This window comes from Nocardiopsis valliformis DSM 45023 (genome assembly GCF_000340985.1).
GTDB lineage: Bacteria > Actinomycetota > Actinomycetes > Streptosporangiales > Streptosporangiaceae > Nocardiopsis > Nocardiopsis exhalans.
In genome coordinates this window covers 103388-118687 of sequence record NZ_ANAZ01000004.1, presented here as the reverse complement: position 1 = coordinate 118687, position 15300 = coordinate 103388, and the positions used below count along the sequence as shown (strand labels likewise).

Annotated in this window: 12 protein-coding genes; 6 read left to right on the top strand and 6 right to left on the bottom strand. The window is 69.7% G+C overall.

What is annotated here, in order from left to right; translation table 11 throughout:
• The first annotated feature begins 3 nt into the window (after positions 1-3).
• Positions 4-642, top strand: a complete 639-nt coding sequence (locus D457_RS0105155) for an ATP-binding cassette domain-containing protein (RefSeq protein WP_017579577.1) — start codon at positions 4-6, stop codon at positions 640-642.
• Between the two features lie 17 nt (positions 643-659).
• On the opposite strand, the gene dapF is transcribed toward D457_RS0105155, so the two are convergent.
• The gene (gene dapF / locus D457_RS0105150; protein WP_026116348.1) at positions 660-1475 is read right to left on the bottom strand and encodes a diaminopimelate epimerase; all 816 of its coding nucleotides are present in this window, start codon (positions 1473-1475) and stop codon (positions 660-662) included.
• A gap of 142 nt (positions 1476-1617) precedes the next feature.
• On the opposite strand from dapF, the gene miaA reads away from it, so the two are divergent.
• Positions 1618-2610, top strand: coding sequence for a tRNA (adenosine(37)-N6)-dimethylallyltransferase MiaA (miaA, locus tag D457_RS0105145; protein ID WP_017579575.1), 993 nt, complete (start codon positions 1618-1620; stop codon positions 2608-2610).
• A 33-nt stretch (positions 2611-2643) separates the two neighbouring features.
• Here miaA and D457_RS0105140 read toward each other — a convergent pair whose 3' ends face one another.
• Positions 2644-3324 (bottom strand): class III extradiol dioxygenase subunit B-like domain-containing protein, encoded by a 681-nt coding sequence (locus D457_RS0105140; RefSeq protein ID WP_017579574.1) that lies wholly within the window; start codon positions 3322-3324, stop codon positions 2644-2646.
• Between the two features lie 196 nt (positions 3325-3520).
• Here D457_RS0105140 and D457_RS0105135 point away from each other — a divergent pair, with 196 nt between their 5' ends.
• The gene (locus D457_RS0105135) at positions 3521-4261 is read left to right on the top strand and encodes a TetR/AcrR family transcriptional regulator (protein ID WP_017579573.1); all 741 of its coding nucleotides are present in this window, start codon (positions 3521-3523) and stop codon (positions 4259-4261) included.
• 19 nt (positions 4262-4280) lie between these two features.
• The gene (locus tag D457_RS0105130) at positions 4281-5579 is read left to right on the top strand and encodes a cytochrome P450 family protein (RefSeq protein WP_017579572.1); all 1299 of its coding nucleotides are present in this window, start codon (positions 4281-4283) and stop codon (positions 5577-5579) included.
• 87 nt (positions 5580-5666) lie between these two features.
• Here D457_RS0105130 and miaB read toward each other — a convergent pair whose 3' ends face one another.
• The 4 genes from miaB to D457_RS0105110 all read right to left on the bottom strand — a co-directional run bounded on the left by miaB (position 5667) and on the right by D457_RS0105110 (position 11975).
• Positions 5667-7133 carry a tRNA (N6-isopentenyl adenosine(37)-C2)-methylthiotransferase MiaB gene (gene miaB / locus D457_RS0105125; protein ID WP_017579571.1) on the bottom strand — a complete coding sequence of 489 codons (1467 nt, stop codon included), beginning with the start codon at positions 7131-7133 and terminating at the stop codon, positions 5667-5669.
• Positions 7134-7285: 152 nt separating this feature from the next.
• Positions 7286-10342, bottom strand: coding sequence for a TRAP transporter permease (locus tag D457_RS0105120; RefSeq protein ID WP_017579570.1), 3057 nt, complete (start codon positions 10340-10342; stop codon positions 7286-7288).
• 44 nt (positions 10343-10386) lie between these two features.
• A complete protein-coding gene (locus tag D457_RS31925) occupies positions 10387-10872 on the bottom strand; it encodes a DUF1850 domain-containing protein (protein WP_017579569.1) in 486 nt (161 codons plus the stop codon).
• 50 nt (positions 10873-10922) lie between these two features.
• Complete coding sequence (locus D457_RS0105110; protein WP_017579568.1) at positions 10923-11975, bottom strand: TAXI family TRAP transporter solute-binding subunit; 1053 nt, start codon at positions 11973-11975, stop codon at positions 10923-10925.
• Positions 11976-12359: 384 nt separating this feature from the next.
• Here D457_RS0105110 and D457_RS0105105 point away from each other — a divergent pair, with 384 nt between their 5' ends.
• A complete protein-coding gene (locus D457_RS0105105; RefSeq protein ID WP_051072871.1) occupies positions 12360-14483 on the top strand; it encodes a S9 family peptidase in 2124 nt (707 codons plus the stop codon).
• The gene (locus tag D457_RS0105100) at positions 14480-15289 is read left to right on the top strand and encodes a hypothetical protein (protein WP_017579566.1); all 810 of its coding nucleotides are present in this window, start codon (positions 14480-14482) and stop codon (positions 15287-15289) included. The genes D457_RS0105105 and D457_RS0105100 overlap by 4 nt, the downstream gene beginning before the upstream one ends.
• Positions 15290-15300: the final 11 nt, after the last annotated feature.

Here is a 15300-nt window from a genome sequence, read left to right as displayed (position 1 = left end):
GCCGTGATCATCCTGAAGAACCTCAGCAAGTCGTTCGGCAGCCGCGTCCTGTGGAAGGACCTCGACCTCACGGTCGAGCCCGGCCGGATGCTGGCCCTGGTCGGCGCCAGCGGATCGGGCAAGACCACCCTGCTCAACTGCATGGGGCTACTGGAGAAACCGACCGGCGGGCAGATCCTGTTCGAGGGCTCCGACGTCACCCGGTTGGGCCCGGGTCGACAGCGCCGGTTCCGCCGCGACCACCTGGGCTACCTCTTCCAGAACTACGCGCTGATCGAGAACGCCACGGTGAAGGCCAACCTGGACGTGGCCAGGCGTCGGGGCACACGTCCCGACCAGGCTGCCGCCCTGGAGCGGGTGGGCCTGGCCGGGCGTGAGAAGGAGAAGGTGCACTACCTGTCCGGGGGCGAGCAGCAGCGGGTGGCGCTGGCCCGGCTCATGGTTAAGAAGCCGTCGCTGGTACTGGCCGACGAACCCACCGGGGCCCTGGACAGCGACAACGGCGCCATGGTGGTGGACGTGCTGCGCGAGATGAGCCGATCGGGGTGCGCGGTGGTCATCGCCACGCACAACGACAGCGTGCGCGACGCCTGCGACACCGCCTTCGACGTCGCCGCCCAGCGGGAGTTCGCCCCGCGCTGACCCGTGGTGCGGCCCCGTCAGACCAGGACGGTCTCGCCCTCCGCGACGATGACGGCGGGGCCGCTCAGGCGGGCGCCCGAGGCGTCCAGGTAGACCGTGCACTCGCCGCCGAGCACGCGCACCCTCCAGGTGGCGCCCTCGCCCTCGGGGGTGGCCGCGGCGGCCGCCGCCACGATGCCGGTACCGCAGGAGCGGGTCTCGCCGGAGCCGCGTTCGTACACGCGCATCTCCAGCACCCCGGGGGCCGTCTCGGTGTACACCTCGACGTTGGCGCCCTGGGGGAAGGCCTCCGCGTCGAGTTCGGGGAGCTGGCTGAGGTCGACGTCGGCGACCGGCCCTTCGACCTCGCAGGCCAGGTGCGGGTTGCCCACAGAGATCTGGGCGCCGTGCACGACCTGCCGGGCGAGCTTGGCCGACGAGGTGCCCTGGCGCTCGACCCGGCCCATGTCTATGGTGACGTCGCCGTTGGGCTCGATCACGACCCCCTTGGCTCCGTCGCGGGTGCCGACCTCGAAGCGGTCGGCCCGGACGTAGCCGGCGTGCAGCAGGTAGCGGGCGAAGACCCGCACCCCGTTGCCGCACATTTCCGCGATGCTCCCGTCGGAGTTGCGGTAGTCCATGAACCACTCGGCCCGTTCGGCCGTGCGGGCCGCCGGGGCGAGCGTCTCACCGAGCGCGCTGGTGCGCACCACCCGGAGGATGCCGTCGCCGCCGATGCCCGCCCGGCGGTTGCACAGCAGCCGGACGGTCTCCTCCGTGACCTGGAGCTCCCCGTCGGGGTCGGGGAGGATCACGAAGTCGTTCTCTGTTCCGTGGCCCTTGGCGAATCGCATGCCGACCATCCTAGGTGCGCGCTCCCCGACGATCGAACGCCGACGCTCGGCCGCTGGTCAGTAACCCGTCCGTCACACGATTCCCACCTGTCTCTCACCCGGTGTGGCCCCAGCGCGGGTCCGACGTGGTTACGCTGGAGAGATGATCAAGGTGATCGCGGTCGTGGGCCCGACCGCTGTAGGCAAGTCGGACCTGGCCGTCGACCTCGCGGAGTGGCTGGAAGAACGCACCGGTCGTCGCGGCGAGGTGATCAACGCCGACTCCATGCAGCTGTACCGGGGCATGGACATCGGCACCGCGAAGCTCCCCGAGGAGGAGCGCCGGGGCATCCCCCACCATCTGCTGGACATCTGGGACGTGCACGAACCGGCCGACGTGGCCAGCTACCAGACCCTGGCCCGGGAGCGGGTGGACGACTGCGCGGACCGCGACGTCATCCCCGTCCTGGTGGGCGGTTCCGGGCTGTACGTACGCGCAGTCCTGGACCACATGGAGTTCCCAGGCACCGACCCCGAGGTGCGGGCCCGGCTGGAGTCCGAGCTGGCCGACGTCGGCCCCGGGCTGATGCACGCCCGACTAGCCGAGGCCGACCCGGCGGCGGCCCGTACGATCCTGCCCGGCAACGGGCGGCGGATCGTCCGGGCGCTGGAGGTCATCGAGCTCACCGGACAGCCCTTCACCGCCAACCTGCCCGACCACACCTCGTTCTACCCGTGCGTGCAGCTGGGGCTGACCGCCCCGCGCCCGGAGCTGGACGAGCGCATCGACCTGCGGGTCGAGCGCATGTGGGGCCAGGGGCTGCTGGAGGAGGTCCGCCGCCTGGACAAGCAGGGGCTGCGCGAGGGCCGCACAGCTGCCAAGGCGCTCGGCTACGCGCAGGCGCTCGCCCAGCTGGACGGCGAGATCACCGAGACCGAGGCCAAGGAGCAGACCGCCCAGGCCACCCGCCGGTTCGCCCGCCGCCAGGAGTCGTGGTTCCGCCGCGACCAGCGCGTGCAGTGGCTACCCTACGACGCCCCGAACCTCCTGGAGCGGGCGATGGCCCAGGTGGAGGCGGCTCTGGCAGGCAAGGTGGAGGAGCCCGGCGAGGCCCTGGTGGACATCGCCACGCTGCTGCCCCACTCCCAGCACTGAACCGCGCCGCTTTCGGTTCGGGCTGGCGCGGGCTCAGGACCAGGCGGCCACGAAGTACCCCACGCCGTAGGGCGCCTCGTAGGCGAGCAGGTCACCGGTGAGCGGGCTCTCCCCCGCCGCACCGGCCAGCACCTGCCAGGCGGGGCGCCCGGCGACCATGAGCTCGCGGGCCGGCTCGGGGGCGAGCCCGGCCAGGTGGGCGGTGTCCGCCTTGGCCAGCGCCTCGGCGACGGCGTCGTCGTAGGGGATCGCGCGTTCGTCCACGTAGCCGGGTGAGTGCTCGGTCCGGCGGGCGCTGCCGTCCCCCATGACCAGCAGCGCGACCCGGTCCCCCGCCTCCGCCAGCGCGGCACCGAATTCGAGGGCGCGCTCCGGAGCGATCCTGGAGGAGACCTCCAGGTAGCCGTCGGGGCTCAGGCCGGAGCGTTCGGCCAGCCAGCGGCCGGTGGTGGCGGCCAGGTCCAACACCGCCGGTTCCGGACCCACCCGCACATCCACTCCGAAGGCGCGCAGGTCTCCCCCGGTCTCGGGGCCATGGTGTCGTTCCTCGGGCCCCCGCCCCACCACGTAGAGCAGGTCCGCCCCACTGACGCCGAGCCCGGCCACGGCCCGGTCGCAGGCGTCCCGCAGGGCCGCCAGGTCCGGCGCGGCCCCCTGGGAGACCTCGGGGAACAGCACGGGTGGGTGGGGGCACACGGCGGCAGCGATCAACACAAGGCGAGGCTACCGCCACCCTTGCCAACGGGCGTTTCCTCGCCTAGCGTTGACTGTGTGACCGAATTTGAAATTTAGTCACACAGTCAGAAGTTCGGACGGGGAGACAGAACCGGGATCGGGGGTGTGGATATGGTCGTCGCGTCAGCGCTGGTGGGCGCCACCGCCGGCGTCACACGAACCGAAGGAGCCGCAGGTGTCCCCGTCCGCCAACCCCGCCCCCACCGAACGCGAGGCACGGGCCGACCGCATCCTCGATGCGGCGGAGGAGCTCATGGTGGCCTGGGGCCATCGCAAGACCACCATCGACGACGTCGCACGCCGGGCGGGTATCGGCAAGGGCACCGTCTACCTGCACTTCCCGACCAAGGAACGGCTGTTCCTGACCGTGGTCCTGCGCGCCCAGTTCAGCATGGTGAGCCGCCTCATCACGCTGTTGCGCGAGGAACCGGACGCCATCCGGCCCAGCGAGATCGCCCGCAACATCTACCTGCTCCAGTTCGAGTCCCCGATCATCCGAGGGCTCTACACCGACGACACCGAAGCCCTCGGGGCGATCAGCAGCAGTGTCGCCCACCTGGTCGGCGACCTGGTCGAGGCACGGCAGAAGGTCCTGCGCGACTACTGGGGCCTGCTGGCCGAGCACGGGGTGCTGAGCTCCCGGATCCCGGCGGAGCAGCAGTACTACGTCTACAGCACCACCGTCATCGGATACCTGGTCTCCGAACCCCTGCTCGCCCAGCAGGGATTTCCCATCCCTGATCGCACGGCCAGGGCCGACCTGATCGCACGCAGTGTCCGGCTGCTCCTGGAACAGGACGTCTCCGAGAACGCGATGCGGAACGTACAGGCAGGAGCGATCACCCTCTTCGAGGGGCTACGCGGGCTTCTGGCCGACGAGATCCAGGAACAGAAACGCGTCAAGCGCAGCACGTAGACCTCCCGAGGAGGGCCATATGTCCGCCAACCCGGCCACACAGCAGCCCGGCGGTTCCGCCGAGACCATCAACATGCGCGGATCGGAGTTCACCGAATACCCGTTCCGCGTCATCGAACGGATTCGAGCGGCGGGCGGCTCAGCACCGGTGCTGTTCGTCGACAACCAGGCGGCTCGGGCCTTCGTCGACGACGCCGACGTACGCACCATCCTCAGCGACCGGCGGTTCGTCGTGGACGCGGACAACGCACCCGACGGGCCGACCGGCGTCAGGCGTTCCCACGCCCTGAAGTCCCTGGGAATCCGGCCGGACCTGGTCACCTACCTCACCGAGTCCCTGCTGGACAAGGACGGCGCCGATCACGCCCGCCTGCGCAAGCTGGTCTCGCGCACCTTCACCGTGCGCCGTGTCAACGAGCTGCGTCCGAGCGTCGAGCGGATCGCCGCCGACCTGCTGGCGGCACTCCCCTCCCACGCGGACGGGGACGGGGTGGTCGACCTGATCGAGCACTTCGCCTACCCGTTGCCCATCACGGTCATCTGCGACCTGGTGGGGGTCCCCGAAGCCGACAGGGCCCAGTGGCTGGTCTGGAGCCACCAGCTCTCCCGGTTCGATCCCTCCCGGCCCGAGGTGATGAACGAGATCCTCGGTGCGTTGATCGACCACATCAAGGAGATGATCGCCGAACGCCAGGAGAAGCCGTGCGAGGACTTCCTGGACGCGCTCATCGGCGTTCGGGACGAGGGCGGCGGCCGACTCACCGAGAACGAACTCGTGACACTGGTGTTCACTCTGGTAATCGCCGGGCACGAGACCACCGCCCATCTGCTGGGCAACGGCACCCGCGCACTCCTGGAGAACCCGGACCAGCTGGCCCTGCTCCGGTCCGATCCGAGCCTGCTCACGGCCGCAGTCCACGAAATGCTCCGCCTCGGCGGGACCGCCGTCACCGCCAAGGCCCGGTACGCGACGGAGGACGTCCAGCTCGGTACCGGGAAGGTGTCCGCAGGGGAACGGGCGGTGGCGATCGTCGCCGGAGCCAACCACGACCCGAGCATCCACCCGGAGCCCGGACGTTTCGACGTCACCCGCCACCACGGCAGGCCCGGAGAGGCGCACGTGGCCTTCGGGCACGGTATGCACTACTGCCTCGGTGCGGCTCTGGCCCGCCAGGAGGCTGAGGTCGCCTTCGATGCCCTCTTCAGGACCTTCCCCGCACTCTCACTGGTACCGGGCCGCCCGCCGGTGCCCGACACCGTTCCGGGGACGCTGCGCCTGAGCGAGCTACCGGTGCGGCTCGGCGGCACAACGGCCTGAGAAACACGAGACCCCCGGCGCGTGCGCGTCGGGGGCCTCGGTGTGAGACTTCGGGTCAGGCGTGTCGTCAGGCCTGTTCAGGCGTCGTCAGACGTCGCAGCAGCCGCCGACGGGGGCGGGCTGCTCGGCCGGAACACCGATCTTCGGCATGCCCAGCAGAACCTCCGGCTTGCTGACCTGGACCGGCTTGCCCTGACGGGCGTCCCAGGCGTCACCGGCACGGGTGCGGCGCAGGTTCCGGATCCCGGAGTCGGCGACCAGGTGGTGCGGGGCGGCGTAGGTGACCTCGACGGTGACCATGTCGCCCGGACGCGGCTCCTCGGAGTCACCCACCGCGAAGTGCACCAGGCGGTTGTCGGGGGCGCGGCCGGACAGGCGGCGGTGCTCGCCGTCCTTCTTGCCCTCGCCATCGGAGACCATCAGCTCGACCTCGCGGCCGATCAGTTTCTGGTTCTCCTCCCAGGAGATCTGGTCCTGGAGGGCGACCAGCCGCTGGTAGCGCTCCTTGACGACCTCCGGCGGCACCTGGTCGTCCATGGTGGCGGCCGGGGTGCCGGGGCGCTTGGAGTACTGGAAGGTGAACGCCATCGCGAACCGGGACTCGCGGACCACGTGCAGGGTCTGCTCGAAGTCCTCCTCGGTCTCGCCGGGGAAGCCCACGATGATGTCGGTGGTGAGGGCCGCCTGCGGCATCGCCGCGCGCACCTTCTCCACGATGCCGAGGAAGCGCTCCTGGCGGTAGGAGCGGCGCATGTCCTTGAGGACCTTGCTGGAGCCCGACTGCAGCGGCATGTGCAGCTGCGGCATCACGTTGGGCGTCTGGGCCATGGCCTCGATGACGTCGTCGGTGAAGTCGCGCGGGTGCGGGGAGGTGAAGCGGACCCGCTCCAGCCCCTCGATCTCCCCGCAGGCGCGCAGCAGCTTGGAGAAGGCCTGGCGGTCGCCGAACTCGCTGCCGTAGGCGTTGACGTTCTGGCCGAGCAGCGTCACCTCGGTGACTCCCTCCTCGACCAGGGCGCGGACCTCGGCGAGCACGTCGCCGGGGCGCCGGTCCTTCTCCTTGCCGCGCAGGGCGGGCACGATGCAGAAGGTGCAGGTGTTGTTGCAGCCGACCGAGATCGACACCCACGCGGCGTAGGCGGACTCACGGCGGCTGGGCAGCGTGGACGGGAAGTGCTCCAGCGCCTCGGCGATCTCGACCTGCGCCTCGCGCTGGACGCGGGCGCGCTCCAGCAGGGTCGGCAGGGAGCCGATGTTGTGGGTTCCGAACACCACGTCCACCCAGGGGGCGCGGCGCACGATCTCGCCGCGGTCCTTCTGGGCGAGGCAGCCGCCCACGGCGATCTGCATGCCGGGGTTGGCGTCCTTGACCGGACGCAGGTGCCCGAGGTTGCCGTAGAGGCGGTTGTCCGCGTTCTCCCGGACCGCACAGGTGTTGAAGACGACGATGTCTGCGGCGGTGCCCTCGGCTGCGCGATCGTACCCAGCGTCCTCCAGCAGACCGGAGAGGCGCTCGGAGTCGTGGACGTTCATCTGGCAGCCGTAGGTCCGCACTTGGTAGGTACGACTCTGGCTCACCGTTCCAGGCTAACCCGTGCCAGGGGCGGGCTGGCCCTCACGGGGAATCGGTTCGGTTACACGCGCAAGCAGGAGTGCCCCCGGGCCCGGTGAAAGGCCGGGCCCGGGGGCACTCCGGTGAGCGACGGTCAGTCGCGGTTCCCGTTCTCGGCGTCCTTGCCCACGGAGGGTTCCGCCGCCCCGGTGACGGAGCCCGGTACCGCGGCTGCCGATCCCACCTGCGGAACGAAGGTGGGTCCGCCTTCCCTCTTGGTCTTCCAGCGCTCGTACCCGATGACCAGGACCACCAGGAAGAGACCGAAGAGGTTGGTCAGCCAGCTCTCGGAGACCAGCAGGAGTCCGCCCAGGATCAGTGCCAGGCGCTTGTACCACTGGAGGTGCCGGTCCATGTAGCCGACGAGGCCGAGGGCGACCAGTGCGGCACCGATCACACCGGAGACAGCGGCCACAGACCCGGTGAACAGCGTGACGTCTTGGAGCAGGATGGCCGGGTTGAACACGAACATGAACGGCATCACGAACGCCGCGACCGCGATACGCACCGCGTAGAAGCCGGTCCTGATCGGATCGCCCCCGGAGATACCGGAGGCGGCGTAGGCCGCCAGGCACACCGGCGGGGTGATGTCCGCCAGCACACCGAAGTAGTAGACGAACAGGTGCGCCGACAGGATCATGGCCAGAGTGCGCGTGTCGAACTCGCCCTGCAGGACCGCGACGATCGCCGGGGCCGCCAGCGTGGCCGTGATGACGTAGTTGGCGGTGGTCGGCAGGCCGATACCCAGGATCAGGCAGGCGAGCATCGACATGAAGAGGATCAGGAACAGGTCGACGCGCATGGAGGCCACCGCCTCGGCCCCGAATTCCGGGCCCAGGCCGGCCCACGACAGCATCGGCGACACGGCGATCGCGGTGAGCAGGTTGGCCAACGCCGTGGTGACCGAATCAGCGATCCCCAGGAGACCGCGGCTGAGCTTCAGACCGAGGTCGGTGGTGGTGATCACACCGGCGATGATCCCCGCCGAGGCGCAGGCCACGATGATGGGGATGGCCAGCCGGGAGGCTCCGACCATACCGTCCAGCAGGGTGTGCAGGTTCAGCCGGTCGTCACTGGTCTCCTTCCAGGCCCTGAAGGCCACGACCAGCACGATGCCGATCAACGCGATCCCCACCGAGACCACCAGAGCGGTCATCCCCCGGGCCAGCCCGGTCACCACGTTGTCGAGGACCCACACCAGTGCGGACGCCGCGACAGCGGCGATGATGATCGGCAGGGAGAGGCGCAGCGCGCTCGACACGACCTCACCGAACGCCCGGGGGCGCAGCCGTCCCTCGACCACCTTCCAGGGCATCGCGACGATCTGCGAAAACAGGTTGATTCCGACGGTCGCCAGAACCGCGCCCATCGCCGAGAACATCGGGGAGTAGCCCATGGAGAGAAGGGCGAAGATCGCGATGACCGGTGCCAACAGGTAGCCGCGTGTCAGCAGCAGCCGCCGCAGGTTCGGGAGCATCTCCTTGGGCAGGCCGCCGATACCCATCCGCTTGGAGTCGTAGTGGACGACCACGTATTGCGACACGAAGAACATCACGGCCGGGATCGCCGCCGCGGTCAGGATCTGCTGGTACGAGGCGCCAGTGAACTCGATCATGATGAACGCGCCCGCACCCATGATCGGCGGCATGATCTGACCGCCCGTGGAGGAAGCGGCCTCGACGGCGCCCGCGTACTCGGGCTTGTAGCCGGACTTCTTCATCATCGGGATGGTGAAAGCCCCGTTGGACACGGTGTTCGCCACCGAGCTTCCGGTCATCGTGCCGGAGAACGCGCTGGTGACGATGCCGACCTTCGCCGTACCGCCGACGGAGGCGCCCGTGGCTCCGAGCGCCAGGTCGGTGAAGAACCGTTCCATGCCCGTGCGCTGCAGCATCGCCGCGAAGATCATGAACAGGAAGATGAACGTGGCCGAGATCCCCAAGGGGGTACCGAACACACCCTCGGTTCCGACATACAGGTTGGTGATGATCTGGTCCACGCTCGAACCCCGGTGCCGCAGGAACCCCGGCATCGCCTGCCCGAAGTAGGCGAAGGCCAGCAGAGCACCGGACAGCACGACCAGCGCCGCGCCGAGGACACGCGAGGCGGCGACCATGATCAGCAGGATGCCGATCGTGCCCACCATCACGTAGGTCGGGTTCATGATCCCGACGGTCCTGGCGATCTCCTGGTAGTTGACGAACATGTACATGCCGGCGAAGACACCCAGCGCGGACAGCACGATGTCGAACGCGGGCATCCCCATCACCTTCAGGGGCACGTGACGGGACGCCTGGACCAGGATCAGGATGAGCGCCGCCGGTCCGACCACGTTCCAGCCGGTGATTCCGGCCGAGAGCATGTAGATCAGGATCGCGGCGCCGGTGAGGCTCAGACCCCAGCGGCGGACCAGGGGCCAGAGGGCTTCGGGGAAGACTCGGGGGAAGCACAGGAAGCCGAGGGAAAGGGCCGTGGAGGCCAGGACCAGCACCAGGCCAAGGGTCGGCAGGAAGAAGAAACCACCGCCGGACTCGCTCGTGACCATGTCGAGGGAGATGAGCGCGGCGCCGATGAGAAGCGTCCAGCCAGCCCCCCGCTGGGCTCGGGAGGTGTCCTCGGACACTCCCCTGGCCCGGACGAGCCCGACAGCCCCGCCCAGAACGAGAGCCGCCACGACACCGAACAGCCACTGCGGCAGGTACAGGTACATGGCTGTGTTGGTGCCGGAGGCGGCGCCGACCATGAGGTAGGAGACCAGCAGGCCGCTGAACGCCATGCTCGCGCCGTAGAAGGGACCGCGCGCCCCTTCCGGACCGTGCTTGGTCGGGTACAGCAGGAAGACCAGGCCGAGGCCCAGAGCCAGGTGGAACGACCGCTGCTGCAGCGGCGGAAGAGTGCCCGTGAACGCGGTCCACAGGTGGAAGGTCGCCAGGACCAGGGCAGCGAAGAACACTCCCCAGCGCCAGATCGAGCTCAACCCGGTCCGGGTTCCCTCGACCCCGGTGTCCTCCGTGTAATCGTGCTTCTCGAGAGCCTGAAGATCCTCTTCGATGCCTTTGAGGGCCGCGGGGCCCGGCTCATTGACCGCGGTGCCCCCGCTGTCAGGCGTGTCTCCCCCGGGCGCTCCGGGGGACTTGTGGTCCGATGTCATCAGCTACGTCCTTGTCCTAGGCGGGGACCTCCCCGGCCGTCAGCTCACTCACCCGGATCACGCAGGTGCGTCCAGGTGTACAACTCGATCCTCGTGCCCGGTTCCGCGAGGTCCAGTAGGCGGATCTCCTTGTCTCCGACCACCAGACGGTGGTCGACGTCCCCGCTGCCGACCACCATCCTGACCGTCCCGAGGGGGCGCCCGTGGTGATCGGCGCGGTACCCGGAACCCACGCGTTCGAAGGTCGTCGTCACGCCGCCGATGGTTTCGGGCCCCGAAGGAAGATTGGCGCCGTGCGCGTCGAACCGGATCTCCTCCATCAGCAGCCCGTCGGAGACCGAGACCGAGTAGACCTCGTGTACCGGCCGCCGGTGCACGGAGTGCGTGTGGACGAGCTCGACGCGCTGGCCCAGCTCGACCGGCAGGCTCAGGAGCACGTCACCGGTCTCGTGTCCCCGAGCCCCGAACCAGGCGGGCCCGGGCCCGGCGGAGTCGCTCAACAGCACCGTCAGCATCAACAGAACCAGCACAAGCGCAGGGCCGCCCGGTATCCACCGGACGGCCCCGCCTTGGAGGATCATCAGTCGAGGATGCCCTGCTCCTCGAAGAACCGGGCCGACCCCGGGTGAACCTCGATGTCACCGAGACCGTCGAGAGCGGTCTCCAGCACCACCTGGCTACCGACGTCGTGGCCGATCGAACCCGCTTCCTCGTACATCACGCGGGTGAGCTCGTAGGCCAGGTCCTCGTCCAGGGCGGACGTGCTGTACAGGGTCGCCCACTGGGTGAGGGTGACGACGTCGTCGTCCTGACCGTTGTACGTGCCGCCGTCGATGGTGAGCGGGCTGTAGCTGGGGTCCTCCTCGATCAGCTGCTCGGCCTCGTCGCCGTCGACCGCCAGGATGCGCACGTCGTTGCTCGCGGAGACCTCCATGATGCCCGCGGCGGGAACCGACAGGATGCCGAAGGCGGCGTCGACCTGACCGTCGCCGAGCGCCGTGGCCGCGTCGCCGAAGGTGCTGTCGAACGCGTTGATGTCGCTGTCCGGGTCCAGGCCGTAGGCCTCGAGGATCTGCCGGGCGGCCACCTCGGTACCGCTGCCGGGCGGACCGATCTCCACGTTGGCACCCTCGAGGTCCGCGATCGTCTCGATGTCCGAGTCGGCACGGACGACGACCTGCATGACCTCGGGGTAGATGTTGCCCATGGCGTACAGGTCGTCCGGGCTGGCCAGCGGCTCGTCCGCGAACGGACCGGTGCTGTTCTGGGCCTGCATCGCCACGCCGTTGACCGACATGATGAGTTCGCTCTGGTCGATCGAGCCGGCCTCGTCGTCCTCGGTCTCGCCTTCCAGAGCCCTGAGGTTCTGCACGGAGGCTCCGGTGGCGAACGTGTCCACCTGGAGGCCGTCGATGTTGTCACCCCACAGCTGGGCGATCTCACCACCGAGCGGGTAGTAGGTGCCGCCGGTGGAACCGGTCGCCAGCTGGAGGAACACTTCCTCCACATCCCCGTCGCCGTTGCCGGAGCCCGGACCTTCGACGTCGTCCGGCGCCGCGCACGCGGACAACGCGACCACGCCGGCCGCGGCGATCGCCACGGAGATCCGAGCGGTCCTGCGTCCCTTGCTCATCGCTGGCATCCTCTCTAGCAGTTCGGTGACGATGTTCCCTCCCCGGGCGTTCAGCTCGGAATCGGCGCGAACCGACCCGTATCCGGAGCCACCCGATACCCATCTGCCACCACGTGATATCCGCGAAATCATAAACTCCCCACCCTGCCTCGCCTGTGTCACCGGCGTCACGAAAGGAAAACGATGTCCGGGTCGTGTTCACACTCCCGCTAAGCGTTACCGGACAAGGCTTGTCGGGTGAGTGACGACGCGCCGGAGCGGGCACGGCGGGGGTGACGGAAACCGGGAGCGATACAGGGTGGTTTTCGGCCTCCCCCAACCGGAACCTGGGCACTAAGGTCGACATGTCATCTGATCACACCCACGACCCATCCTGAGCGGGACATGTCTGAACTGTCGAGCCCCCACGGCTCCTGGCCATCACCCATCAGCGCCGGTGACGTCGCCCGAGGCGTGCACCAGATGGCGTACCCCTCCGTTCTGGGCGCCGAGGTCTGGTGGGAGGAGTACCGCCCGGCCGAGGAGGGCCGTACGACGCTCGTGCGGCGCGACGCGGACGGTACCGTGCACGACCTGCTGCCCCTCCCTTGGAGCGTGGGCACCAGGGTGCACGAGTACGGCGGCCGTTCCTACCTCCCGGTTCCCCGCCGCGATGACAAGGCCATCGCCCGCGTGGGCGTGGTCTTCGCCAACTCCGCGGACCAGCGCCTGTACCTGCTGGAACGCGGCGCCAGGGAACCCGTCCCGCTCACCCCCGAGCCCGTCGTGCCCGGGGCGCTGCGCTACGCCGACCCCGCGCTGAGCACCGACGGCAAGCAGCTGCTGTGCGTGCGCGAACAGCACGCGGAGGGCACCGCTCGCCGCTCGATCGTGTCGGTCCCGCTCTCCGGGCGGGGTGCCCAGGACCCCGCCGCGATCCGTGAGCTGGTCTCGGGTGCGCACTTCTACGCCTCCCCCACGCTCTCCCCGGACGGCACCCGCCTGGCCTACGTGCGGTGGAACCACCCGAGGATGCCCTGGGACGGCACCGAGCTACGGGTGGGCGAACTGACCGGGACCGGGCTGGTCGGGGAGTACACGGTCAAAGGCGGGGTGGACGAGTCCGTGCTCTCCCCCGTCTGGGCGGACGACGCCACGCTGTACCTGGCCTCGGACTGGCCGGGCTTCTGGAACCTCTACCAGGCCGGGCTCAAGGGTCAGGCGCTCGCCCTGTACCCGGCCGAGGAGGAGTTCCACTCCCCGCCGTGGCGGCTGGGCGACCGCTGCTTTCGCGTGCTGGACTCGGGGAAGGTCGTGGCCCTGCACGGCGACACCGCGATGCGGCCGAGCGTGTACGACCCCGACACCCTGGACCTGGAGCCGGTCAGCACCGAACTCACCTCGTGGTCACAGCTGGACTCGGACGGCACCAGCGTGGTGGCGATCGCCGCCTCGACGGACACCGCGGGCTGCCTGGTGCGGCTGGACCCGGTCCAGCGCACGGTGGAGGTGCTCCGGCGGTCCGTGACGGAGCCGGTGAACCCCGCTTACCTGCCCGAACCGCACATAGAGACACTGCCGGGCCGCTACGGGGCGACGGTGCACGCCAACGTGTACCCGCCCACCAACCCCGAGGTCTCCTCCGATGGCCCGGCCCCGTACGTGGTGTGGGCGCACGGCGGCCCGATCGGCCATGCCAACCGCTCGCTGGACCTGGTCAAGGCCTACTTCACCAGCCGCGGGATCGGTGTGGTGGACGTGGACTACGGCGGTTCCACCGGGTACGGGCGCTCCTACCGCAAGCGCCTGCACAAGGAGTGGGGCGCGGTGGACGTCGAGGACTGCACCGCCGCGGCCCGGGCCCTGGTGGAGCAGGGGCTGGCCGACCCCGAGCGCCTGGCCATCCGCGGCCCGAGCGCGGGCGGCCTCACCGCCCTGCTGGCACTGACCGGGGACACCTTCGCCTGCGGGGTGTCGTACTTCGGTGTGGCCGACCTACTGGGGCTGGTCGAGACCACGCACGACTTCGAGTCACATTTCCTGGACACCCTGGTCGGGACGCTGCCGGGCTTCGTGGAGACCTACCGGGAGCGCTCTCCGATCAACCGGATCGGCGAGATCGACGTCCCGGTGCTGCTGTTCCAGGGCCTGGACGACAAGGTGGTCACCCCCGACCAGTCCTTCCGGATGGCGACGGCGCTGGGCGAGCGGCGGGTTCCGCACGCGCTGCTGGAGTTCGAGGGCGAGGCGCACGGCTTCCGCACCGAGGCGGCGCGAGTGCGCACCCTGGAGACGGAGCTGGCCTTCTACGCCAAGGTGTTCGGTTTCGAGCCGGACGTGGCCCCGATGGAGCTGACCACCGAACCCCCCGAACCCCGCACCGCGGATCCGGAGGACGACCTGCCCGTAGCCGAGCCGCTTCCCGAGGTCACCCCGGTCTCCGGTGTGACCGCCGGAACCGGCGAACCGGTGGTCCGGGAACCGGTGGAGCACACGCCGGTCGAGAGGACGACGGCGGAGCGGGAGTGAGCGGCTCCGAGGCCCTCGCCCGAGTCCGGGACCGGCTGGTCGAACAGGCCCGGGCGGACGAGGCGGTGCTCGCCGCGGCCTTCACCGGTTCGCTCGGCATCGGCGACACCGACCGCTGGTCCGACGTTGATGTGGCGCTGGGCGTGGCTCACCCGCCCGAGTCCGTGGCGGCCGAGTGGACGCGGTGGCTGGACTCGGAGTTCGGGGTCCTGCACCACTGGGACCTGCCCACCGCGGACGCGCGGGTCATCCGGGTGTATCTGCTGACCAACGGGGTGGAGGCTGATGTTTCCTTCCTCCCCGAGACCGAGTACGGCGCCCGTGGTCCGCGTTGGCGTGCGGTGTTCGGCCCGGACCCCGCACGCGAGCCCTTCCCCGCGCCCCGGCACGACCTGCTGGTCGGCCTCGCCTGGCACCACGTCCGGCACGTACGCGTGTGCCTGGAGCGCGGACGCCTGTGGCAGGCCGAGCACTGGCTCGGCGCGCTGCGCACCCAGGTCATCAGCCTGTCCTGCCTGCGGCTGGGCCTGCCCACGGAGTACGCCAAGGGCGCCCACCTGCTCTCGGAGGAGTTCACGCGGTCGCTGGAACCGACCCTGCCCCGTTCCCTGACGGCCCTGGAGATCAGCCGAGCCCTGTCCGCCCTGGTCACGGTCCTCATCGGGGAACTGGAACACAGCGCCCCAGAAACCGCCGCCAAACTGGCCCCCGCCCTGACCTGCTGGGCCGGCTTCCAGGGCACTCGGATGCCGCCCCTCAGAGGTAACGCACCGCGGTCGCCCGACGGGGCAACAGACGGGCTCTGAGTTCCTGAGCC